A 21,505-nucleotide genomic window follows, 5' to 3' on the forward strand; every position below is an offset into this window, starting at 1 on the left:
CTGAGGCGTTGCTCGAAGTCGTTCAGGCCATGGGCCTTGAGCACGGCGTCGAGGATGTGCGGCACCGTTTGCTGCTGGAAAATCCGCCAGTTGGAACACAGCCCGGTGCGGGCCAATGCGGGTTCGATCACGGCACTGTAGCGGGTGCGGCGAAAGCCGGTGTCGCCTTGCGTTAGGGAACTGATCAGGCCATGCACGTAGCGCACCGGGGTGTCGCCACGCCAGATCGTTAGCAGTGCGGGTTTGTCGAGCAGCGTGCCGAAGTCCAGCTCGGCGTCGAAACTGGCCAGTTGCAGCATGAGTGTGAAGGGCTTGGACAGGCCTTCATCAAGGGTGAATTCGATGACCTCGAAGTCGGCGCCACCGCTGGGTTCGAAGGTGTAGCGCAAGTCGCTTTGGCGGGGCATGGCGCCCTCCTTGAGGCACGCTACCGCCCAACCCGTGGATGCCATGAGCTGGAGAGCAGCGAATATGGAAAACCCTGCCTGTCAGTCGAGCAGGCATTGTGGTGTGAGTTAAATCGGCTTGCGCCAGTCGTCCGAGCCCTCGGTGCCCGCGGTCAAACGGCCTGGATGGTCTTTCGTTAGGCCAGGCTGTAACGGGGGGCGGTCTTGGTGGGCACGAGAGCGGGAGCTACAGCAGCGCCTGACGGAACGTCACCTGATTGCTAGCGCCCTAAGCGCGGCACCCGCAGTGATCGGCGGCTTCGGCGGCAGTTCTGCCTTCGTGTGCCGGACGTCGGTAGCGGGGGGGGGGAGGATGATGCTTTCTTTGATGGGGAAATGAGCCAAGTCTGTTCGACATGGGGGCATCCTTTTTTCTTTTCAGAAGGTGGGATATTTAACCCCTCAAGGCCTCGACCTGTAATGTAGTCCCGGTAGCTTATTGCTGTAAGAATTGTCGCCAGAGATCTGAAGTTGGTTTCATCTTTTGATTGCTGACGCGGCAGTCCCGTGACGAGTGCTACTGCCGGGTGTTGTTGTGAAGGCGGGCATCGGTATTGGAGTTGCGTGCGTCTGCAGACATCCATTCCCAGGTGTCAGGCTCACGTCGATATAAGGCGATTGCCGTGTCCGACCGCAGCGTTGGAAGTGCGGCTGAATTCATCCAGCCTTGGTGTTCAGATATCTGCTCCAATGCGCCATCGTGACCTTGCGTTTATCGAACAGGTCGCCCCGAGCATAGGCTGCTTCGGTCTTGCGAGCTGCAATGGTTTCGCTTGTTCTCGTTGCGGTCAGGATCATAAGTTCGAACGCTTTGGCCGCTATCCCGTCTAACGAGCGCAGCCTATGGATAAAGCTACTGGCGTCTTGATAGGGCAGGGCGGGCTGCTATGTACTTCTTGGCGCATTCATCAAAAGACAACTGATGGGCCTGCTCGATCCTCCTGGCAGCAATCATCTGTTGCTTTTCGTCCAAAGGATCGATGTCGTCGAGCAGCTTTCTTCTACAGTTGAGCGCCTTGCGGTTTAAGCAAGGAATACGAGCGCCAACCCTCAGGCTCGACGCGTCAGGCAAGTTAACGCTTGCGCATCAAACCAATAAAGAACAACCCGCCAATGGCTGCCGTTGCGACGCCAATGGGCAAGTCTTCAGGGGCGATCAGGGTGCGGGCGGCCACGTCGACCCACACCAGAAACACGCTCCCGAGCAGGGCGCTTACGGGCAGCAAGCGCCGGTGTTCAGCCCCCACCAGACGGCGGGCGATGTGCGGGATCATCAGGCCGACAAAGCCGATTGAACCGCTGATGGCCACCAGCACGCCGGTCATCAGCGAGGCGATCAAAAACACCTTGAGCCGCACATTGCGTGCGTTCAAGCCCAGCGTGACGGCGGTTTGTTCACCGGCCATCAACGCGTTGAGCGGTCGGGCCATGCCGAGCAATAAAACCAGCCCCAACAGAACGCTGGCGCTGGGGATGGCCAGCAGTTCCCAGCGCGCCAACCCCAACCCGCCAAGCATCCAGAACAACACGGCGGAGCTGGCGCGATGGTCGCCCAGAAACAGCAGGGTGTTGGCCACGGCCATCATCACAAACGACACCGCCACGCCGCACAGCAGCAGGCGGTCGCTGTCCAGGCGACCTTGTCGGCTGGCAATGGCCAGTACCAGCAGCATGCTCAGCAGGGCCCCGATAAAGGCGGCAATGGGCAAGGTCAGCAGGCCGACGATTTCGCCCACGTGCAGCACCACAATTACTGCGCCCAAGGTCGCGCCGCTGGTCACACCGAGCAAATGCGGGTCGGCCAGTGGGTTGCGGGTCACAGCTTGCAACACCGCACCAATCAGCGCCAGCCCTGCACCGACCAAGGCGCCAAGCAACATGCGCGGTACGCGGATCAGCCACACGATGTGTTCTTGGCCTGCGCTCCAGCTCATTTCGCCGATGCCAAACACCTTGTTCAACAAGATGTGCCACACCACGTCCACCGGCACCCGCGCCGGGCCAAAGCCCAGCGACACCACGCACGACACCAGCAACAGTACGCCAAGGGCAATCAAGAGCAGGGCGTAGCGGCGAGCCATCATTGTGGGTGGAACCCTTTGGCGAGTGTTTCAATGGCCAGCACGTTGTCGATGCCCGGCGTGGCTTGCACATAGGGGATGACGATAAAGCGTTTGTTACGAATCGCGTCGACCGATTGCAGGGCGGGGTTTGTTTCGAGGAAGCGCTGTTTTTGCTCGGCAGTGACTTCGCTGTAGTCGACGATGACGATGACGTGCGGGTTGCGCTCGACCACGGTTTCCCAGTTGACGCGGGTCCAGCTGGCCTCGATGTCGCTGAGGATGTCGTCGCCGCCTGCGGCTTCGATCAGTGCGTGGGGGATGCCCAGTTTGCCCGAAGTCATGGCGCGGTCTTCGCCGCTGTCATACAGAAACACCCGTGGCCTGGAGGCGGGCAGGGTCTTTTGCACCTCGGCGATTTTTTGCTGCATGTGTGCGATCAGCGCATTGGCGCGGTCCTGCACGTCGAAAATTTTGCCCAGGTTACGCAGGTCGTTGTAGGTGTCTTCCATGCTGGCCGGTGGGCGCTTCATCACAAAGGCACACGACTCGGTCAGCTCGTAGACGTTGATGCCCAGAGGGGTCAGGGTCTGCGGCGTGAGGTCGCCCCCCACGCGCATGCCGTAATCCCATCCGGCGAAGAAGAAATCAACATTGGCATTGAGCAGGGTTTCAACCGACGGGTACTTGCTGGCCAGTTCCGGCAGGCCGTCGAGAATGGCCTTCATTTCAGGTGTTACTGATTTCCAGCCGCTGATGCCGCTGTAACCGGCCATGCGCGGCTTGAGGCCCAGGGCGAGCATCATCTGGGTCATGTTGATGTCATGGCTGACCGCGTGCTTGGGCGCTTGAGTGAAGGTCACGTCGCGGTTGCAGCTTTTAATCGTCAGCGGGTATTTCGTGGCGTCGGCCTGGGCCAGTTGTGCTGCGAAAAAAGCACCCAGGCACAGGACGAGACGGATCAGCTTCATGGTTGGGTTATCCAGGTAATGCGCGGGTAGCCGGACAGAGGATGGTCGTCGACCAGCGCGTCCACGCCGAATACGTTGCGTAAGAGTTCGACGGTCAGCACCTCGCGCGGCGTACCGCTGGCGATGATTTTGCCGTGATTGATCACGTACAAGCGGTCGCAAAACGCGGCGGCCAGATTGAGGTCATGGATGCTGGCCAGGGTGCCGATGTTCAGGCGCTTGACCAATTGCAGCAACTCCAGCTGATAGCGCGGGTCGAGGTGGTTGGTCGGCTCGTCCAGGATCAGCAGTTCGGGTTGCTGGGTCAGGGCGCGGGCCAGAATCACGCGTTGTTTTTCGCCGCCCGACAAAGTGGCGAAGGCGTGGTCTTCAAAGCCGTGCAGGCCGACGGATGCGAGCGCGTTTTTAGCGAGTTCGCGGTCGGTTTCGGTGTCTCCGTCGAACAGACCTTTGTGCGGGGTGCGGCCCATGGCGACCACTTCATCCACGGTCAGGCCAAAGGCGTCGGGGAATTCTTGCAACACCACGGCGATGCGTTGCGCGCACCAGCGTGGGGATTGTTGCCAAAGGTTGTGCGGGCCAAGGTAAACCTGGCCCGACTCGGGCTTGCTGAAGCGATAAGCGCAGCGCAACAGACTGGTTTTACCACTGCCGTTAGGCCCGATCAGCCCCACAAACTCGCCTGCGGCCACGTGCAGATTGGCATCACGCAGTTGGAATTGGTGATGGCAATGGCCGTGGCCTAAAGGCGTCCAGGCGAGTTGGGTGAGGGTGAGGTGAGTCATAAAATCCTGTGCTTAAAAGGTGTAATCCGCCGTTACGAAGAACGAGCGCGGCTCACCCATGATCCACTGCTGGCCGTCATTGTATTGGCTTAAGGCGTATTGGCGGTTGAACAAATTGTTCAGACGCAGACCCAGGGTGGTTTTGGGCAGGGCTTTCCAGCTCACGGTCGCGTCCATCACGGTGTAGCTGGGCAGCACGCTGGTGTTGGCTATGTCGGCGTAACGGGCGTCGACATAACGCACACCGGCGCCCGCATTCACCTCATCAGTCAGCGCTTTGCTCAACCACAGGTTGGCGGTGCGGCGCGGTACTTCGGTCGGGCGGTTGCCTTTGAGCGATACGCCGTCTTGATCAAACTTATCGTACTGGGCGCGCACCACGGCTGCGTTGGCTTGCAACTGCCAGCGGTGTGGCAGTTGCAGGTCAAGGCTGGCTTCCAGGCCTTTGGACGACTGTTCGCCCACTTGCAGCGTGCGGGTGAAGTCGGCCGGGTCAGTGCTCAGCAAATCCTTTTTGACGATGTGATACGCCGCCAGTGTCCACTCGCCACGCTGGTCCCAAAACAGTTGCTTGAAGCCGACTTCGGTCTGCCGCGCATGGGCCAGGCCAAAGTTTTGCTGGTTCTGGCTCAGGCTGATCAACCCGCCTACGCCATCGACGCTGGTGGCTTGCTGGGCATAGACCGAGGTGTCCGGCGTCAGCTCGTAGACCAGGCCGACTTTCCAGCTGTTGGCCGACAGGCTGCGATCACTGCGAGTGGCGTCGCCGGTGACGGAGAAGTCATCGCGGTCCAGGTGCACGATGTCGCGACGCACCCCAATCACCCACGACAGTCGGTCGGTCAGTTCAGTGCGGTTTTCAGCGAACAACGAGACTTGCTGCGTGGTGGTGGTGTACTGGTTGCGGTAAGGCGAAGCACTTTGCCATTGGCCTCGATCCGGGTGGTACAGGTCGATTGGCTGACCGTCTGCGTCCACGTCCGTGTACGGCGAGTTGCTGTGCACGTTGAAGTGGATTCGGTTGTAGTCCATGCCCACCAGGGTTTTGCTCTTGAGACCGAACAAGTCATGGCTGAGGGCGAAGGTCTGGCGGTCGCCGACCTGTTCCTGCTCATGTTTGATGCTGAAAAAACCGCTGCGCAGCAGGCTTTGGCGGGCGTCGTCCCAGGTATGGTTTTCGGCGTTCTGCCAGCGGCGCTGGGCCTTGAGGTAATACAGTTCGTTGCTGGCGGTGAGGTTGTCGCTGATCTGCCACTCGGTGTTCAGACGTGTCCACTGATCGTTGTAGTGCAGCTTGGCGTCACTGACGTTGTAGTTTTTGTCGCGCAGGCCCTTGTGATAACGGCCATTGATCAGCGGCACGCCGAAGTCGTTCTGCGGTTCTTGGTCGCCGTAGTCGTGGCTCAGGGTGAACGCCAGATCATCGGTGGCTTGCCAGCGCAGGGCAGCGCTGATGAACGTGTTTTGAGAGTCGCCGTGGTCGATCCAGCCATTGCTCTGGGTGTGGTTGATGTTCAACCGGTAGCTCAGGGTGTCGGTCAGCGAACCCCCGCTGTCCAGCGCCTGCTGTTGAGTGTCGTAGGAGCCGTAGCCGACGCGGATATGGTTTTCGATTTGGCCGCTGAACGGTTTTTTCGGGATCACGTTGATCACCGCCCCGGTCGCGCCTTCGCCATACAACACTGAGGCCGGGCCGCGCAGCACGTCGATGCGCTCAACTGACCAGTCATCCACCGGGAACGTTACGGTGCCCGCGCCGCTGTAAAGGCGAATGCCATCGTAAAGCTGCATCACCGAGCCTTCGCCCACAAAGCCACGTGCCGAGTAGGCCGAGCCGCCATTGCCCGGTGAGCCGGTGAACGAAATGCCGGTGGTGCGGGTCACGGCGTCTTGCACGCTGCGGTCGCCGCGCGCGCGGATCTGCGCGCCGGTCAGGCTTTCGACGCTGGCCGGGGTTTCGAGGCTGCTGAGGTTCAGGCGCGAACCGGCGGTGGTGGCGGTTTTGAGGCCGACGCTTTCGGCGTCTACTTCAGGTGCGCTGATCGTGGCGGCGGGCAATATCAGGGACGGCGCGGTGTCATCCGCGTGTGCGCTGTTAATCGCCAACAGGCAAAGGCTGGACAGCAAATAAGTGTTCATCGGGGCAGTGAGTCGCTTTTTTCTAGAGGTGTACCCGCTGCCTCCTGGCGGCGGGGAGATCGAGCTTAAATTGTTTTGTTATAGAGTAACAACAATTTAGTGCGTGATACTGGCGTGCCAGTATCCATAGCTGCCTGGAGCGTGCATCTCGGATCATTCATGCGGGCTATGAAGGCTGCTCATGTGGCTGTTTTGAACGAACCCGCATCAGCAGTCGGTCCAGCAGCCATACGCCAATCAGCGAGGCGCCCACCAGTGGAAACACGATCGCGAGGGCGAGGATGATCACCACGCCGGTTTTCCAGGTCGGTAGGTCGTGGCGCAGTGGTGGCACGCCTAACCCGCCTTGTGGACGGCGTTTCCACCAGATCACCAGACCGCTGATCGAACTCAGCAAAATCATCAGGCACACCAGCAGAATCGCGATCTGGTTAAGCGAGCCGAACAGTTTGCCCTCGTGCAGCATCACGCCCATTTCGGTGGCACGCGCGACGTTGCTGTAATGCTGCCAGCGCACATCGGCCAGTACCTCGCCGGTGTATTGGTCCACATGCAGGGTGGCGTCGTTGCGCGGGTCGTCAGCGAACACGGCCACGGTGAATACGCCTTCAGCGGTGGTCGGCAGGGTGATGCTGTAGCCGGGCTCGACCTTGCGTGTGGTGGCCGTTTCGACCACCTGTTGCAGGGTGATGCCGGGCGCTGCCGGGCCGGACGAATGGGCGGCGTGCGCCATGTGTTCGGCATGCGCGCCAGAAACCGGCATCGGCGTGTTTTCCATCGCCCAAGGCACGGTTTGGCGGGCGGCGGTGTTGAGCGTGCGGGCTTGAACATCCGACTTGGGCACGTTGTTCCACATCGCCGCCGGGAACTGGTTCCACAGGTCTGCGTATTGCTTGCCCCAAAAGCCGGTCCAGGTCATGCCGCTGATCAGCATGAACAGCAGTAATGCGGCGCCCCAGAACCCCGTGACGGCGTGTAAATCGCGCCACAGTACTCGCCCGCGGCGAGTAAAGCGTGGCCATAAAATCCCCGCCGCAGATTGCCCGCGTGGCCACCACAGGTACAACCCCGACACCACCAAGACCACGCCCCATCCGGCGGCGAGCTCCATCAGGCGGTCGCCGAGGGTGCCGATCATCAACTCGCCATGCAGGGCTCGCGCTACGGCTTGCAGGTTGAGCTTGGCATCTTGCTCGCCCAGTACTTCGCCGCTGTACGGGTTGATGAACACATTGAGTTCGCGCCCTTCATCCGTGACGACAAATTGCGCGCTGCGTTCCAGGTTGATCGGCGGCAGGTACTGGCTGATGCGGCCTTGTGGATAAGTGGCCTGCACACGTTTGAGTTGCTCGTCGGCGCTGAGGGTGTGATGGCCGGGTGTGACGTTGATCAGGTGGTCGTAGAGCAGCGGATCGAGCTGGGGTTTGAACAGGTAAATAATCCCGGTCAGCGCCAGCACAATCATGAACGGGGCGACAAACAGCCCGGCATAAAAATGCCAGCGCCAGGCCAGGTTGTAGAAAGAGGGGGTTGGTTTGCTCATCAGGAGCGGCTCCGCAAAGATAACGAGTCACAGGTAAAACTGGCGCAGGCTGCGATCTTTTAAAGATCAAAAGACCGCGGCCTGCGCCAGTTCCCACACGAGGTAAGGGGGGCGGTTAGAAGCTCACATCAACCTTGGTCCACAGCGTGCGACCCGGTTCGTTGATCGCGGTCGGGTCGTTCGACGGGTAGCCGTAACCCGCGTTGCCCGCCATGTTCAGGTGCTCGCTGTAGGTTTTGTCCAGCAGGTTGTCGACCCCGGCACTGACCTTGAGGTTTTTAGTGATGCGGTACGCGCCGTTCAACGAGAACACACCAAAACCGGCGCTCTTGCCGTAGTCCTTGCCGACCACGTTGCCCGCGTTACGGTCGATGCGGTCCTGGCGCGCAACCACCCGCCACAAGGCGCCAGCGCTCCAGTCGTCTTCGCTGTACGTGAGGCCGAGGCGAGTGTCCAGCGGCGGCATTTGCGGCAGGGCTTTGCCGTCCGTGGTGTTTTTGCCCCAGGCGTAGGCCAGGGTCGCGTCGGCTTTCCAGTGCGAGGTCAGTTGATACGCCGCGCCCAATTCGCCGCCCATGATGCGGGCATTGATGTTTTGCGCCTGGGAAGAGGTTTGGGTGTAGTCGAACAGGATGTAGTCGTGCACCACGCCCGCGTAGGCCGACACCCAGGCTTCCAGGTCCTGGGTTTTGTATTGCAGGCCGACATCAAGCTGGGTGGTCTTTTCGGGCTTGATCGCGTCAAACGCGTTCACCGAGCCGGCCGGGCCGGAGTCGGGCGAAAACAGTTCCCAGTAATCCGGGAAACGCTCGACATGGCCTAAACCGGCGTAGAAGGTGGCCGGGCTCTCGGCCAAGTCATGCTCATACCGCACAAAGCCGCTGGGCAACGTGTCGGCGCGGGTTTTGTCCTGGGTCGGGTTGGCTTTGCTCATCATTCCCGAGCTCAGTGTGGCGCGAAAATCCTTGGCTGAAGCGCGATCCAGACGGGCACCGGTGATCATCCGATCACGCTCGGCGGCGTACCAGGTCAGTTCGCCAAAGGCGCCGTAGTTGTGGAAGTCGGCGTCCTTGCTCCAGTTCTGATCCTTGTAGGTGTCGATGCCCATGCCGGAGCGGGTGCGGTGTTCGTTGGTCTGTGCATCGATACCGCTGATCAATTGGACATCAGCCCAGCGCCAGGTCGCCTTGATACGGGCGCCAAGGGTGCGGCGGTCGACGTTGGCTGCCATGGGGCCGGCCATCATGCCGGTGCCGGACGGGGTGCGCAGGGTGTAGTTGTCCATCACGTGGTCGGCGTAGTTGTAGTAGACCTGCGCTTCGAGCTTGTCGAGCACCTCGCCGATGTTGGATTTTTCAAAGCGCAGACCCAGGCTTTCGCGCTTGTATTGGCTGCCGTCCATGCCGCGTCCGGCCGAGCGGGCTTCGCCATCGCCCTTGCCCGCGGTGAGTTCGAGCAAGGTGTCGGCGTCTGGGGTCCAGCCGAGGGCCACGTCGCCGTTCCATTTGTCGTAGCGCGAGGGCACGGTGTCGCCATTACCGTCTTTGTAATCATCGGAATGGGCCGTGTTGCCAATCACCCTTACGTAACCCAGCGGGCCACCGGCGGCGGCATCGAGGGTCTTGTCGAAGCGCCCGTTGGAGCCTGCCAGCACGCTGGCATTGACCCGAGTGCCCAACTCGCCAAAGTGCTCGGGCTCGCGTTCAAACAACACCGTACCTGCCGAAGCGCCCGGGCCCCAAAGCACGGTTTGCGGGCCTTTGATCACGGTGAGTGTGTCGTAGGTTTCAGGGGCTATGTAGGACGTCGGTGTGTCCATGCGGCCAGGGCAGGCGCCAAGCATCTGGCCGCCGTTGGTGAGGATGTTGAGCCGCGAGCCAAACATGCCGCGCAAGATCGGCTCGCCGTTGGTGCCGCCATTGCGGATCAGGGCGAAGCCGGGAATGGTTTTCAAGTAATCGCCGCCATCGCTGGCGGGTACAGGCTGGCGAGGGTCTTTAGGGTCAGTGACGAGGGTCAGCGGTGAGCTGGGGGCGACGGCAGTGATCACCAGCGGGCTGATGTCATTGGCGTGCGCGGCGTGCTCGTCAACGGTCTCGGCGGCCAGGGCTGCGGGTGCCAGTAGGGCGCAGCACAATGTGCTCAGGGCAAAAGGGAATACCGCTTGGGCGTGAGGCAAACGGGAGGCAGCAGTAAAGCGGGACATAGGCATTCCAGTATTCAAGCGAAAACAACACGGCCAACGTCCTGCGGCTGTCTAAAGCAGCGCCTACAGGTCGGCCGGGGTTTGGGTTGTTTGTGGGGGGCTTAAACGAATGCAGGTGGGGCGCGGGAGCGGGCCCCGGGAAAGATCGGTTGTTGGGCATGGCCCAGCCGCGTTTGCTGCGACAAATAACCTGTGGGCCGGGGCGCATCCAACAGGGTGTTATCAGCGCTCTGGGGCAGCGCCGGGCAACTGAACAGCAAAGTGCAGTAGCCGCATTTTTCCCAGAGGGCGTGGTGTTCGGCAGTCGGCTTTTGAGGGGCTGCATGTTCGCCGTGCGCGGGCATGTCCATGCTCATGTCCATCGACATGGACATTGGCATGGAGCCGTGATGATCCATCGGCACCGCTTGAGAAATCAGCGGGCCGATGAAAATCATCAGCATGGCAAACAGGCTCAACCAACTGCCGCGAGTCTGCGACATGGAGTGCCTGGCGCGAGGGGCGCGCACCGGGTTCAAAGACCGTGCTCGTTAGTGGCTGTGCGCAGGCTCCATGCTGTCAGCCGGGGGCTGCTTTTGCACCGACACCTCAACCGGCACCGCGCCGGTCTTTTCAAAGTGCAGGGTCATCGGGAAGTGCTTGCCGTCCAGCAACAGGCTGCGGTCTTTGATACCGACCAGCATCACGTGATAAGCCATCGGCGCGAAAGTCACCGAGCCACCGGCCGGGACCACAACGTCGACGACGGGCTGCATCTTCATCATGTCGCCCTGCATGACGTGCTGATGCAGTTCGGCTTTTTCGGCAATCGGGGTGTCGACACTCACCAGACGATCTGGCGTGCTGCCCGTGTTGTGAATCACAAAATAGGCGGCCACGGTTGGCGCGTTGGGTGGTAGCTCTTGCGACCACGGATGAGCAATTTGGAGCTCGCCGCTTTTGAATTGATGGGCGTTGGCAAAACAGGCAGGCAACAACACAGCCGCCGCAATAACGACGTGCTTGAACACAGACAGGTTCAACATGGTAATTCTCCGAAACGATTCAGGTGCAAAAGGGTTGCGAGGACGAATCAGGCCAGAGGTGAAGCGCGGGGATTGAGACTGGGCCATTGCTGGCGCGGTGTTGGATGTTTGAGGTGCTCGGGGATCAGGCTGTGGCCGCGTTCGATGGCCGCAAAATACAGCGAAGGAATATGTGCAGGTAATGCGACCAGTGGGGCGGCGCCCGAACAGCACCAGCAGTGCTGCAGGGTGGAATGAGGGTCGGGTTGCGTGTCGCCCGCTTCAAACTTGCCCAGCGACACCGCCACCATCTTGGTGCCTGTCGAGGTGCAAAAGCTGCTCATCATGAACTGCTCGACCGGGCCTTTGCTCGATTGCGCCATCGCCCCGGAAAACGACATGGCGAGCATGTTGAACAGCACTGCGAAGCAGGCGATCCAGGCAAATGCCAACCGTTGTCGGGACATGACGAATTCCGTAATTGGAGCGATCAAGGCGGCTATTTAGCCTGAATGAGCGGTGTAAGTAAAAAGGCCGTGTATGTGGCGAAATGTCACATGTTCGAGCTCTGTAGCCTGCACCCACGGTTACAAGATGTGGGCCTGATGTAAAGCCTCCAGCAATTGATTCACAGCCCCAAACTCCCGATCGACCTTTGGCAACACCGGACGCTGCAAAATAAGCACCGGCACGCCGCGCTCGCGGGCGACTTCGAGCTTAGGCTCGGTGGCGCTGCTGCCGCTGTTTTTGCTGATGAGTACGTCGATATTGCGTTGGTCAAAAAGTGTCCGTTCGTCATCGATCAGGAAAGGACCCCGCGCGCCAATCACTTCGCAACGGCTATTGCCGGGATAAACGTCCAGCGCGCGCAAGGTCCAGAACTGGCTCTCGGGAATTTCATTCAGGTGCTCCAGCGGTTCTCGGCCCAAGGTGAACAGTGGGCGGCGAAACGCTCGCAAGGCGTGGACCAGTTCGCTCCAGTTGGCCACTTCGCGCCAGTCATCGCCCGCTTGTGCGACCCACGCCGGACGGCGCAAGGCCCAGCACGGGACGCCGCTGAGGGCGGCTGCACGGGCTGCGTTCTGGCTGATTTGCGCGGCATAGGGATGGGTAGCGTCGAGCAGCAGGTCGATACGCTGTTCGCGGATGTACTGCGCCAACCCTTCGGCGCCGCCATAACCGCCGACCCGCACTTCGCAGCGTAAGTCGGTGGGCACGCGGCCCACACCGGCCAGGCTGTAGACGTGTTGAGCGCCCAGCGTGCGGGCGATGGCCAGGGCTTCGGTGACGCCGCCCAGCAGTAAAATCCGCTTCATGTAAACGCTCCGGCGTGGCCGACGATCCCGCCTTGGCGGTCGATGGCAAAGACTTCAACTTGCACCTGCGCAGGTACTACGCTGCGGGCGAAGTTCAGGGCGTGTTGGCACACCGCGTCACCCAGAGCGACGCCTTGCGCGCTGCACATCGCCAAGGCTTGCTGGCTGGTGTTGGCCTCGCGTATCGCCTGTTGCAGCGCGGCATCGGCGCCGATGGCGGCGGCCCAGTCGGCCAGTTGCGGCAGGTCGATGCTGGAATGGCGACTGTGCAAATCCATGTGGCCTGCCGCCAGTTTGCTGACTTTTCCGAAGCCGCCGCAGATGCTCAACTTATCCACAGGGACTTTGCGCAGATGCTTGAGCACGGCGCCGACAAAGTCGCCCATTTCGATCAGGGCGATTTCTGGCAGGTTGTAGACGCGGCGCATGGTGTCTTCGCTGGCATTGCCGGTGCAGGCGGCGATGTGCAGGTAGCCGTTGGTTTTGGCCACGTCGATGCCTTGATGGATCGAGGCGATGTAGGCCGCGCAGGAGAACGGGCGGACGATGCCGCTGGTGCCCAGGATCGACAGCCCACCGAGAATGCCCAGGCGCGGGTTCATGGTTTTAAGCGCCAGCGCTGCGCCGTTCTGCACATTCACGGTCACTTCAAAGCCGCCCGTGTAGCCTTGCTCGGCGGCCAGTTGCAGCAAATGTTCGGTCATCATTTTGCGTGGCACCGGGTTGATTGCCGGCTCGCCTACCCCGAGGACCAACCCCGGACGGGTCACGGTGCCAACGCCTTGCCCGGCCACAAATTGAATACCCGGCACAGCGATGAGGCGCACGAGCGAATACAACAGCGCGCCGTGGGTGACATCGGGGTCGTCGCCAGCATCTTTGATCGTGCCCGCTTCGGCGCCATCGTCGTGCAGGCGGCAGAACTCCAGGCGCATCTGGACTTTTTTGCCCTTGGGCAAGGTGATCTCTACTGCGTCGTGGCAGATGCCGCTCAGCAACAGGCGGGCGGCGGCGAGGCAGGTGGCGGTGGCGCAGCTGCCGGTGGTCAGGCCGCTGCGCAAGGGCGCGGGTTGTTCGGCGGTTTCGTCACGCATCGAAAGGTTTGATCATGTCTAAAAGAGTAATCGGCAAGGCTTGGCGCCAGGTGTCGAATTCGCCCAGCGGCTGAGCCTGGGCAATATGAATACGGGTCAATTCGCCACCGTGGCGCTCGCGCCAGCTCATGAGCAGCATCTCACTTTGCAGGGTCACGGCATTGGCCACCAATCGCCCGCCGGGCTTGAGTTGTTGCCAGCAGGTGTCGAGCACGCCTTCGCGAGTGACGCCGCCGCCAATGAAAATCGCGTCCGGAGATTCGAGGCCTTCAAGGGCTTGCGGGGCTTTGCCGCGAATCAGTTGCAGGCCGGGCACGCCCAGCGCATCGCGATTGTGCTCGATCAATTGCTGACGGCCTTCATCAGCCTCAATGGCCAAGGTGCGGCAGCTCGGGTAGGCGCGCATCCATTCAATGCCAATCGAGCCGCTGCCCGCGCCCACGTCCCACAGCAGTTGGCCGGGTAAAGGCGCGAGACGGGCGAGGGTGATGGCGCGCACGTCGCGTTTGGTCAGTTGGCCGTCGTGTTTGAATGCGCTGTCCGGCAAGCCGCCTACCCGTGACAGCGGCTGGGCCGACGCATCGGCCAGGCACTCGATGGCCACCAGATTGAGTGCCGCGATGGGCGGATCGGTCCAGTCATCGGCGCGGGCTTCGATGCGCCGCTCGTGCGCGCCGCCCAAGTGTTCAAGCACACACAAACGGCTGGGACCAAAGCCGCGCTCACGCAGCAAGGCGGCGATGGCGGAGGGACTGTGGCCGTCGTTACTCAGCACCAGCAAACGCACGCCGCTGTGCAGATGTGCATTAAGGGCCGCAATCGGGCGGGCCACGATCGACAGCGTGACCACGTCCTGCAAGGGCCAGCCCAGTCGGGCGGCGGCCAATGAGCACGACGAAGGCGATGACAGCACACGCATTTCTTCACGAGGGATGCGTCGTGCAAGGCTGGCACCGACGCCAAACAGCATCGGGTCGCCACTGGCCAGTACGCACACGGGTTGATGACGCAAATCCAGCACGGGGGCCGTTGAAAAAGGGCTCGGCCACGTCAGTCGCTCGGCGCGGATACACGTAGGCAGCAAGTCGAGCTGGCGCTGGCCGCCGAACACTTTGTCCGCGTTCATCAGCGCGTGGCGTGCGCGTTTGCCCAAGCCACTGAAGCCTTCTTCACCGATTCCCACAACTGTTAGCCAGGGCGACATGCCAAACCTCTTGATAAACGTCGAATGATTCATGGGCTGCCGACTTTTAAAGCCTTGGCAGTCACGGGCCGCATGATACGCGCCTTGGCGGATAAAGCGCCTGTTTGGGTGGTACAGGGCCAGTGCCTTGGCCGTTCTTGGGACGCCTTACGAGTATAGAAGGCAGGTCTGCACTGTGCGGTGCCACCTGGCACTGCTCAGGAGGCCTCGGGATTGTTTGATCGTTTAAAAATCGCTTCCGGCGCTGGCTGCGCGCCCATCTATCAGATGTATACCTCGCGACTTTTCATGCAGCCGAGCAAAGCAGGCATAATATGCGGCCCCAGATAGCGTAATGCCTGCCGTGAACACACCATCCTTCCCTGAAACGCCTAACACAGCTGTGCGTCCCTCGGCCTGCCCGGGGTTGCTGCGCATTGTTAGCGCGATGGACGGCGGGATTTGCCGGGTCAAACTGGCAGGCGGTTCAATCACCGCCGCACAGGCACAGGCCGTGGCCGATGTAGCGCAGCGCTACGCGAGCGGTGTGATCGAGGCGACCAATCGCGGGAACCTGCAAATTCGCGGCGTCGGTGAGCAACATCGTGAGCTGATCGAGCCGCTGCTCGCCGCCGGACTCGGGCCGGCCACTGCCGCCAGTGACGATGTACGCAATCTGATGCTCAGCCCTTGCGCCGGGATCGACCCGAACATGCGTCTGGACACAGGGCCGCTGGCCCAACAGATCCTCGCCAGCCTTGAGCAAACGCCGCGCTTTTCCGAGCTGTCGGCCAAATTCGCAGTGCAACTCGACGGTGGCGAGATGCTGGCCATGCTCGAACACCCGCACGACCTCTGGTTGTCGGCCCTTGAGCTCAATGGCCAAGCGTGTCTGGCATTCGGTCTGGCCGGTTGCCCGGCGCGCAATCCGGCGCTGGCAGCGGTACCCGTGGCGCACGGCCATGAGTTGGTGATGGCCGTGCTCACGCTGTTTCTGGACCTGGCACGCCCGGATCAGGCGCGTATGCGGCATCTGCTCAAGGAAGTCCCGGTTGAGCAGTTTGTTCAACGCTTGGCCGAGCGTCTCAGCGTGCCCTTGATCCCCGTGGCGCAGTGGCAACGAGAATCTTGCGACAGCGCGCTGCACATTGGCACTTATCCACAGCGGGATGCGGGCCGTGTCTACATAGGCGCGGTCCCGCCGCTGGGGCGGTTGAATGCTTCTATGCTCAGCGGGCTGGCACAACTGGCGACCCTGTACGGCGATGGCACGATGCGTTTCACCCCTTGGCAAAGCGTGCTGCTGCCCAATCTGCGGGCCGAAGAGGCGACTGCGGTGACGCAGGCGCTGCAGGCATTGGGCTTGATGTGCGACGCGGCGCAGCCGTTGGCACACCTGATCGCTTGTACGGGGTCGAGTGCCTGCGTGAAAGGCCTGGCCGACACCAAACAGGATGCGCTGCAACTGGCCTCACAGCTGACGCGGCCCCTGAGCGTTCATGTGAGTGGCTGTCTGCGATCTTGCGCGGCAGCGCATGTGGCACCCGTGACGCTGCTAGCGGTGGCGCCCGGTCATTACGACCTCTATTTACGTCATGCAGAGCAACCCGGTTTCGGGGTTCTGCATGAGAGAAATCTTACTATTGAAGCGGTGAGCGCCTTACTTGACGCTCGCCAACGGAGCAACACCGATGATTGATTACATCCGCGATGGTCAGGAAATCTATCGCAACTCTTTCGCCATTATTCGTGCGGAAGCCAAGCTCGATAGCATCCCGGCTGACCTTGAAAAACTCGCGGTGCGGGTTATTCACGCGTGCGGCATGGTCGATGCCATCGAAGACCTGCGCTTCTCGCCCGGTGCCGGCAAGGCTGGCCGCGACGCACTGGCCGCAGGCGCCCCGATTTTGTGTGACGCGCGCATGGTGCTCGAAGGCGTGACCCGCACTCGCCTGCCGGCCAACAATCAGGTGATTTGCACCCTCAAGGAAGACGGCGTTGCCGAGATGGCGCGGGAGTTGGGCAACACCCGTTCGGCGGTGGCCCTTGAACTGTGGCGTCCGTATCTGGAAGGCAGTGTAGTGGTGATCGGCAACGCACCGACCGCGTTGTTTTACCTGCTGGAAATGATCGACGCCGGTGCGCCAAAACCGGCGCTGATTCTGGGCTTCCCGGTGGGCTTTGTCGGCGCAGCCGAATCCAAGGCCATGCTGGCGGCTGACAGCCGTGGTGTGCCGTTTGTGATCATGCAAGGCCGCCGCGGTGGCAGCGCAATGGCCGCTGCTGCGGTCAACGCACTCGCAACGGAGATCGAATAATGACCCCTCCTGGACGTTTGATCGGGTTGGGCGTCGGCCCCGGTGACCCGGAGCTGATTACCGTTAAAGCCTTGCGCCTGCTGCGTGAGTCGCCGGTGGTGGCGTACTTTGTCGCCAAAGGTAAAAAGGGCAACGCGTTCGGTATCATCGAAGCCCACCTGCAAGACGCGCAAAGCCTGATGCCGCTGGTGTACCCGGTGACCACAGAAGCCCTGCCGGCGCCGTTGTCGTATGAGCAAGTCATCAGCGATTTCTACGACCAGGCCGCTGAAGAGGTCGCTGAGCACCTGCAAGCTGGCCGCGACGTTGCAGTGATCTGTGAAGGCGACCCGTTTTTCTACGGCTCCTACATGTACCTGCACGACCGTCTGGCGCAGCGTTTTGAGGCGCACGTGGTACCGGGCGTGTGCTCGATGCTGGGGGGCGCTTCGGTGCTGGGCGTGCCGCTTGTGTATCGCAATCAAAGTCTGAGCGTGCTGTCGGGCGTGCTGCCCCACGAAGAACTCAAGCGCCGCCTGGCCGATGCCGACGCCGCGGTGATCATGAAGCTGGGGCGCAATTTCCATAAAGTGCGTGAAGTGCTGGACGAATTGGGCCTGGCCGAGCGTGCGCTGTACGTTGAGCGCGCGACCATGAGCAACCAGAAAATCGTCCCGCTCAATGAAGTGGAGCCGATGTCTTCGCCTTACTTCTCGCTGATCATCGTGCCCGGCGAGCGGTGGCAAGGATGAGCCGCTCAGTACCGGCCATTGTGATTCTGGGCAATGGCAGCCTGGAAACAGCGCGACGCATCCAGCAGCTTTTTCCGCAGGCGTTGATCCATGGTCTTCAGGATCGTGTTGACGGCGCGGATCGCACCTACAGCGACTTTGGCGCCACTCTGCGGCAGTTATATCAACAGGACACGCCGATCATTGCACTCTGCGCGGCCGGCATCGTGATCCGTACCCTCGCGCCTTTATTGCTGGAGAAAGCTGCCGAGCCGCCAGTGCTGGCGGTTGCCGAGGATGCCAGCGCCGTCGTGCCGCTGCTCGGCGGTTTGGGCGGGGTGAATGATCTGGCGCGCGTCATCGCGACCGGTTTGGGCGTAGCACCTGCCATCACCACCAGCGGTGAACTGCGTTTTGGCACCTGCCTGCTCAACCCGCCCAGCGGCTATGCCTTGGGCGATCTGGAACTGGGTAAACGCTTTGTGTCGGACTTGCTGGCAGGCGAATCGGTGCGCGTTGAAGGCAAGGCGCCCTGGCTGGCCCAGGCGCATTTGCCTCAGAGTCAGCACGCGCGTTTGGCGATTCACGTGGGCAATGCCGAGCGTGAGCCATCTGCCGATGAGCTGTTGATTTACCCGCGCACCGTACTGCTGAAGGTCGAGCGTGAAGTGTCGGCACAGGCCCTGCGTGATGCGCTGCATGAGGCGAAACTGGCCTGGCAGTCGTTGGCGTGCGTGGTGGCCGATGAGACCTTGATGGCCAGTAGCGGACTGCGCGATGCGGTCAGCGAGCTCGCTGTGCCGCTACGTTTTGTCAGCGCTGATGAGGCCGTTGTCGGCGTCGCGTGGCGTGAGCCGGGGCATGGCATAACCGTGGGCGTGGCAGAGGCGCCGCTGGACCCGCAACACGTCGGCCGTGCGCGCGGTCGTTTGGCAGTGATCGGTCTTGGCCCCGGTGCTGCCGAACTGATGGTGCCAGCCGTGAAGGCCGAATTGGCGCGTGCCACTGACGTATTGGGGTACGAGACTTATGTGCGCATGGCCGGGCCTTTGCGTGCCGATCAGGTGCTGCACTGCACGGACAACCGCGAAGAAATGCAGCGTGCGCGGCACGCCTTCGAACTGGCGGCCCAAGGGCGTTCGGTGGTGGTGGTGTCTTCGGGTGATCCCGGTGTCTTTGCCATGGCTGCCGCTGTACTCGAAGCCCTGCATGAGTCCACGGACCCGCAGTGGCACAGGGTTGACCTGGAAATCCTGCCGGGTGTGTCGGCGTCGCTGGCCACGGCGGCTCAGGCCGGTGCGCCTTTGGGGCATGACTTCTGCGTGATGTCGCTCTCCGATAACCTCAAACCGTGGAGCATCATTGAAAAGCGCCTGGACCTGGCATCCCAAGCGGATTTGGCGCTGGCGTTCTACAACCCGATTTCCCGCTCACGTCCCTGGCAGTTGGGTGTAGCGCTGCAAATTGTCGCGCGTCACCGTACACCGCAAACCCCGGTGGTATTGGGGCGAGATATTGGTCGACCCGGCCAGACATTGCGCGTCACCACTTTGGGTGAGCTGACCCCGGACCAGGTCGATATGCGCACCCTGGTCATTGTCGGCTCGTCCACGACGTGCACGTTCGCGCGAGTTGACGGCCGTGAGTGGGTGTATACGCCGCGTTGGTATGGCCAGAAGCCTTGAAGGTGCGAACTGGCTGAGGCTTTATATCCTTCTATTGGAGCAGTCGGGGCGGTGCGATTGTCTCGCGATCTTTTGAATGTTTAAAAGAACGCGAGGCAAGCTGGTTTGCAGAGGTTGTTAAGTATTTCTTTTGGTTTTTTATTGTTTGTCAGTGTCGGAATAATCCTTGGGACTCGTGAGTTATATCGCTGGGATTTGTTGGTAAGTTTCGCGAGCTTTGGAGAATTGGCTTGTGCGGCGGCGGGTATGTATTTTGAAATAAATAAGGGCCTTTATAAATGACGATTTAAAAGGGCTTTGGCGATGTTTTGCAGAAAAAATGTGGTGATGGTTAAGTTGGTTTGTTTCTGGATGTTTGCTGTTTTTTACTGAGCGTACATTGGACGCTGCGCGTAATCATGGCTAGGGTTTTAAATGTCTGCATTCGGCAGGCAATAAACTTAAAGTGCCATGATGGCCGTGAAGGTGAATAATATGGATTTTAAAAAATTAAGTGTTGATGATCGAATTGATTTTATTGCCGATCTGGATGTCCCGGTGGTAAATCCGTCAATGAGTCTGCGTTCTCTGCCGCTCAAGATGCAGCCGCTAACGATGCAGCCGTTAAATGCTGACAAGGGTAATTTAGAAAGCGCCGTAGTTATCGGTAATAATGTGTTGTCTTTTGTCGCGGGGCTGGATCCACAACTCAAACAGGATGTGAAGGACAGTGTATTACTCGCCCAGTTAGCGGCGGCAAAGAAGTATCCGAACAAAGACACTCATCATGTTGAGCGATACCATTTGTTTAGTGATGTCATGACCGCTTGTGGTTGGACAACAACCAACGACTCGATACACAAAGTGACGGATCTGCAGCAAAAGTTCACGATGGATCAGGTGGCATTAGAAATCATTGCCAGTGTCGTCGGTCCGAACAAGGCAATCTTGGAAATTGTGGGTATTGTTTTTGGTGCGCTGGCCAAGACTCCCAAGGCGCTCAGCCTGTTTGAAAATGCCGCAAAGGGTATTGATTCGGGTAACTTCCAGATCCTGCCATGCTTTCCAACAGTCGATGACGAAGTCATCATGATCAAAACCGGCATGCAGTTCAGCTCTGCGAAGCGGGTGAGTAAAGTCCTTTTCTGGGAATGGAGCAGTAACGAAGTAAATTTATATGCAGCGGCGAGTAGTGTAACGCTTAATCGGAAGCTTTATGCCGGTCTTCGCGACAAGGTGGCTGAGAAGTTAGGGACGTCGGCGATGGGTAAAGTAGAAAATATCGACATCTAATCACCTTGATAGCAAGGAGTTAGTGGCGATGGAAAAGTTTAATACGGTCTTTGTTAATGCAGGTTTGCTCATGATGCCCTTGTCAGGTGCCGTTGTGACAACGCAGCAGCAAGAAGACATCGTAAATTCAATGTTGTTGGCGCAGCTGAGTGCCCGTGCAAAGTATCCACAAGCACAGCAACAAACTGAACGTGAGGAAGCTGTTCAAGGCGTTTTGGATAATGTGTTCTGGGTGCGTTTGAGTCAGCCAAGGGTTGTAGTGAGTGGTGCTCAAACCTTGACGCTTGCTGATGCTGTGGCAACAGAGAGCGCGGGAATGTTTACGTCTCGTGTGAGTGAGGGCTTTATTGAACTAATGGCAGCACTCAAGTCATTGCCCAGCCAGGAAGCGCTGACTGTTTGGCGTGAACAAACAGCTTCGCTTATTCATACTGAACATCCGGCAAGCACCGATTGTCCGGTGCCTGATGAGTTCAATGTGTGTGTGAGGTTTGCGATCATAGATGCAGAATCTATATTTCACACGTTAATGTTTAGTTTCTCAACACGGACACCATTGGTGGCTGATTATTTAACTCAGGAACTGTTGGTTGAATCTAAAGGTGGTTTGCGTGTACAAGGCTATACCTATGAGCTGAATGAACCACGTTTTGCCACACTGCGTGAAAGGATTGTTGAGAAACTGGCTGGTAAAAGAGAGCTGTTTGTGATGCCTTGGGCGCGCTCATCTACTGATGGTCAGCCTTTAGTCATACCTCAAGATGATCGGTGAT

General features: G+C 60.0%; 19 protein-coding genes. 6 read left to right on the forward strand and 13 right to left on the reverse strand.

Features of this window, described 5'->3' with window-relative positions; all coding sequences use genetic code 11:
• From ACIQYF_RS18665 to cbiE, 13 genes are all read right to left on the reverse strand, one after another.
• Positions 1-407, reverse strand: a 407-nt coding sequence (locus tag ACIQYF_RS18665; RefSeq protein ID WP_402864783.1) for a contractile injection system protein, VgrG/Pvc8 family, incomplete at its 3' end; no start/stop codon positions are given.
• Positions 408-1,519: 1,112 nt separating this feature from the next.
• A complete protein-coding gene (locus ACIQYF_RS18670; RefSeq protein ID WP_402864785.1) occupies positions 1,520-2,530 on the reverse strand; it encodes a FecCD family ABC transporter permease in 1,011 nt (336 codons plus the stop codon).
• Positions 2,527-3,477, reverse strand: coding sequence for an ABC transporter substrate-binding protein (locus ACIQYF_RS18675; RefSeq protein ID WP_402864787.1), 951 nt, complete (start codon positions 3,475-3,477; stop codon positions 2,527-2,529). The genes ACIQYF_RS18670 and ACIQYF_RS18675 overlap by 4 nt, the downstream gene beginning before the upstream one ends.
• Complete coding sequence (locus tag ACIQYF_RS18680) at positions 3,474-4,262, reverse strand: ABC transporter ATP-binding protein (protein ID WP_402864789.1); 789 nt, start codon at positions 4,260-4,262, stop codon at positions 3,474-3,476. Before ACIQYF_RS18680 ends, ACIQYF_RS18675 begins: the two co-directional genes overlap by 4 nt.
• A 12-nt stretch (positions 4,263-4,274) precedes the next feature.
• Entirely contained in the window at positions 4,275-6,401 is a 2,127-nt protein-coding gene (locus ACIQYF_RS18685) for a TonB-dependent receptor (RefSeq protein WP_402864791.1), read from the reverse strand.
• Between the two features lie 166 nt (positions 6,402-6,567).
• Positions 6,568-7,944 carry a PepSY-associated TM helix domain-containing protein gene (locus tag ACIQYF_RS18690; protein WP_402864793.1) on the reverse strand — a complete coding sequence of 459 codons (1,377 nt, stop codon included), beginning with the start codon at positions 7,942-7,944 and terminating at the stop codon, positions 6,568-6,570.
• Positions 7,945-8,059: 115 nt separating this feature from the next.
• Positions 8,060-10,150, reverse strand: a complete 2,091-nt coding sequence (locus ACIQYF_RS18695; RefSeq protein ID WP_402864795.1) for a TonB-dependent copper receptor — start codon at positions 10,148-10,150, stop codon at positions 8,060-8,062.
• 101 nt (positions 10,151-10,251) lie between these two features.
• Positions 10,252-10,632, reverse strand: a complete 381-nt coding sequence (locus ACIQYF_RS18700) for a DUF2946 domain-containing protein (protein WP_402864797.1) — start codon at positions 10,630-10,632, stop codon at positions 10,252-10,254.
• A 48-nt stretch (positions 10,633-10,680) separates the two neighbouring features.
• On the reverse strand, positions 10,681-11,175 hold the full coding sequence (locus ACIQYF_RS18705) for a copper chaperone PCu(A)C (RefSeq protein WP_402864799.1): 495 nt from the start codon (positions 11,173-11,175) through the stop codon (positions 10,681-10,683).
• 47 nt (positions 11,176-11,222) lie between these two features.
• Positions 11,223-11,621, reverse strand: a complete 399-nt coding sequence (locus ACIQYF_RS18710) for a DUF2946 domain-containing protein (RefSeq protein ID WP_402864801.1) — start codon at positions 11,619-11,621, stop codon at positions 11,223-11,225.
• A gap of 120 nt (positions 11,622-11,741) precedes the next feature.
• Positions 11,742-12,470: a cobalt-precorrin-6A reductase gene (locus ACIQYF_RS18715; protein ID WP_402864803.1), complete on the reverse strand. Its 729-nt coding sequence runs from the start codon at positions 12,468-12,470 to the stop codon at positions 11,742-11,744.
• Positions 12,467-13,564, reverse strand: coding sequence for a cobalt-precorrin-5B (C(1))-methyltransferase (locus tag ACIQYF_RS18720; RefSeq protein WP_402864805.1), 1,098 nt, complete (start codon positions 13,562-13,564; stop codon positions 12,467-12,469). The genes ACIQYF_RS18715 and ACIQYF_RS18720 overlap by 4 nt, the downstream gene beginning before the upstream one ends.
• Entirely contained in the window at positions 13,557-14,768 is a 1,212-nt protein-coding gene (gene cbiE, locus ACIQYF_RS18725) for a precorrin-6y C5,15-methyltransferase (decarboxylating) subunit CbiE (protein ID WP_402864807.1), read from the reverse strand. Before cbiE ends, ACIQYF_RS18720 begins: the two co-directional genes overlap by 8 nt.
• Positions 14,769-15,195: 427 nt before the next feature.
• Here cbiE and cobG point away from each other — a divergent pair, with 427 nt between their 5' ends.
• From cobG to ACIQYF_RS18755, 6 genes are all read left to right on the forward strand, one after another.
• Positions 15,196-16,446, forward strand: a complete 1,251-nt coding sequence (gene cobG / locus ACIQYF_RS18730) for a precorrin-3B synthase (protein ID WP_402864959.1) — start codon at positions 15,196-15,198, stop codon at positions 16,444-16,446.
• Positions 16,439-17,065 (forward strand): precorrin-8X methylmutase, encoded by a 627-nt coding sequence (locus tag ACIQYF_RS18735; RefSeq protein WP_402864809.1) that lies wholly within the window; start codon positions 16,439-16,441, stop codon positions 17,063-17,065. The genes cobG and ACIQYF_RS18735 overlap by 8 nt, the downstream gene beginning before the upstream one ends.
• Positions 17,065-17,796: a precorrin-2 C(20)-methyltransferase gene (locus ACIQYF_RS18740; RefSeq protein ID WP_402864811.1), complete on the forward strand. Its 732-nt coding sequence runs from the start codon at positions 17,065-17,067 to the stop codon at positions 17,794-17,796. Before ACIQYF_RS18735 ends, ACIQYF_RS18740 begins: the two co-directional genes overlap by 1 nt.
• Positions 17,793-19,460, forward strand: a complete 1,668-nt coding sequence (gene cobJ / locus ACIQYF_RS18745; protein WP_402864813.1) for a precorrin-3B C(17)-methyltransferase — start codon at positions 17,793-17,795, stop codon at positions 19,458-19,460. Before ACIQYF_RS18740 ends, cobJ begins: the two co-directional genes overlap by 4 nt.
• Positions 19,461-19,934: 474 nt before the next feature.
• On the forward strand, positions 19,935-20,732 hold the full coding sequence (locus ACIQYF_RS18750; RefSeq protein ID WP_402864815.1) for a hypothetical protein: 798 nt from the start codon (positions 19,935-19,937) through the stop codon (positions 20,730-20,732).
• 28 nt (positions 20,733-20,760) lie between these two features.
• Complete coding sequence (locus tag ACIQYF_RS18755) at positions 20,761-21,504, forward strand: hypothetical protein (RefSeq protein WP_402864817.1); 744 nt, start codon at positions 20,761-20,763, stop codon at positions 21,502-21,504.
• Position 21,505: the final 1 nt, after the last annotated feature.

The sequence above is a fragment of the Pseudomonas sp. NPDC096917 genome, assembly GCF_044762555.1.
GTDB lineage: Bacteria > Pseudomonadota > Gammaproteobacteria > Pseudomonadales > Pseudomonadaceae > Aquipseudomonas.

What these genes read in the sequence shown, in the direction of transcription:
- cobG (WP_402864959.1), top strand. Translation starts at nt 15,196, where the DNA reads ATGGACGGCGGGATTTGCCGGGTCAAACTGGCAGGCGGTTCAATCACC.
- ACIQYF_RS18740 (WP_402864811.1), top strand. Translation starts at nt 17,065, where the DNA reads ATGACCCCTCCTGGACGTTTGATCGGGTTGGGCGTCGGCCCCGGTGAC.
- cobJ (WP_402864813.1), top strand. Translation starts at nt 17,793, where the DNA reads ATGAGCCGCTCAGTACCGGCCATTGTGATTCTGGGCAATGGCAGCCTG.
- ACIQYF_RS18715 (WP_402864803.1), bottom strand. Translation starts at nt 12,470, where the DNA reads ATGAAGCGGATTTTACTGCTGGGCGGCGTCACCGAAGCCCTGGCCATC.
- ACIQYF_RS18735 (WP_402864809.1), top strand. Translation starts at nt 16,439, where the DNA reads ATGATTGATTACATCCGCGATGGTCAGGAAATCTATCGCAACTCTTTC.
- ACIQYF_RS18695 (WP_402864795.1), bottom strand. Translation starts at nt 10,150, where the DNA reads ATGTCCCGCTTTACTGCTGCCTCCCGTTTGCCTCACGCCCAAGCGGTA.
- ACIQYF_RS18670 (WP_402864785.1), bottom strand. Translation starts at nt 2,530, where the DNA reads ATGATGGCTCGCCGCTACGCCCTGCTCTTGATTGCCCTTGGCGTACTG.
- cbiE (WP_402864807.1), bottom strand. Translation starts at nt 14,768, where the DNA reads ATGTCGCCCTGGCTAACAGTTGTGGGAATCGGTGAAGAAGGCTTCAGT.
- ACIQYF_RS18685 (WP_402864791.1), bottom strand. Translation starts at nt 6,401, where the DNA reads ATGAACACTTATTTGCTGTCCAGCCTTTGCCTGTTGGCGATTAACAGC.
- ACIQYF_RS18675 (WP_402864787.1), bottom strand. Translation starts at nt 3,477, where the DNA reads ATGAAGCTGATCCGTCTCGTCCTGTGCCTGGGTGCTTTTTTCGCAGCA.
- ACIQYF_RS18710 (WP_402864801.1), bottom strand. Translation starts at nt 11,621, where the DNA reads ATGTCCCGACAACGGTTGGCATTTGCCTGGATCGCCTGCTTCGCAGTG.
- ACIQYF_RS18700 (WP_402864797.1), bottom strand. Translation starts at nt 10,632, where the DNA reads ATGTCGCAGACTCGCGGCAGTTGGTTGAGCCTGTTTGCCATGCTGATG.
- ACIQYF_RS18720 (WP_402864805.1), bottom strand. Translation starts at nt 13,564, where the DNA reads ATGCGTGACGAAACCGCCGAACAACCCGCGCCCTTGCGCAGCGGCCTG.
- ACIQYF_RS18680 (WP_402864789.1), bottom strand. Translation starts at nt 4,262, where the DNA reads ATGACTCACCTCACCCTCACCCAACTCGCCTGGACGCCTTTAGGCCAC.
- ACIQYF_RS18750 (WP_402864815.1), top strand. Translation starts at nt 19,935, where the DNA reads ATGGATTTTAAAAAATTAAGTGTTGATGATCGAATTGATTTTATTGCC.
- ACIQYF_RS18755 (WP_402864817.1), top strand. Translation starts at nt 20,761, where the DNA reads ATGGAAAAGTTTAATACGGTCTTTGTTAATGCAGGTTTGCTCATGATG.
- ACIQYF_RS18705 (WP_402864799.1), bottom strand. Translation starts at nt 11,175, where the DNA reads ATGTTGAACCTGTCTGTGTTCAAGCACGTCGTTATTGCGGCGGCTGTG.
- ACIQYF_RS18690 (WP_402864793.1), bottom strand. Translation starts at nt 7,944, where the DNA reads ATGAGCAAACCAACCCCCTCTTTCTACAACCTGGCCTGGCGCTGGCAT.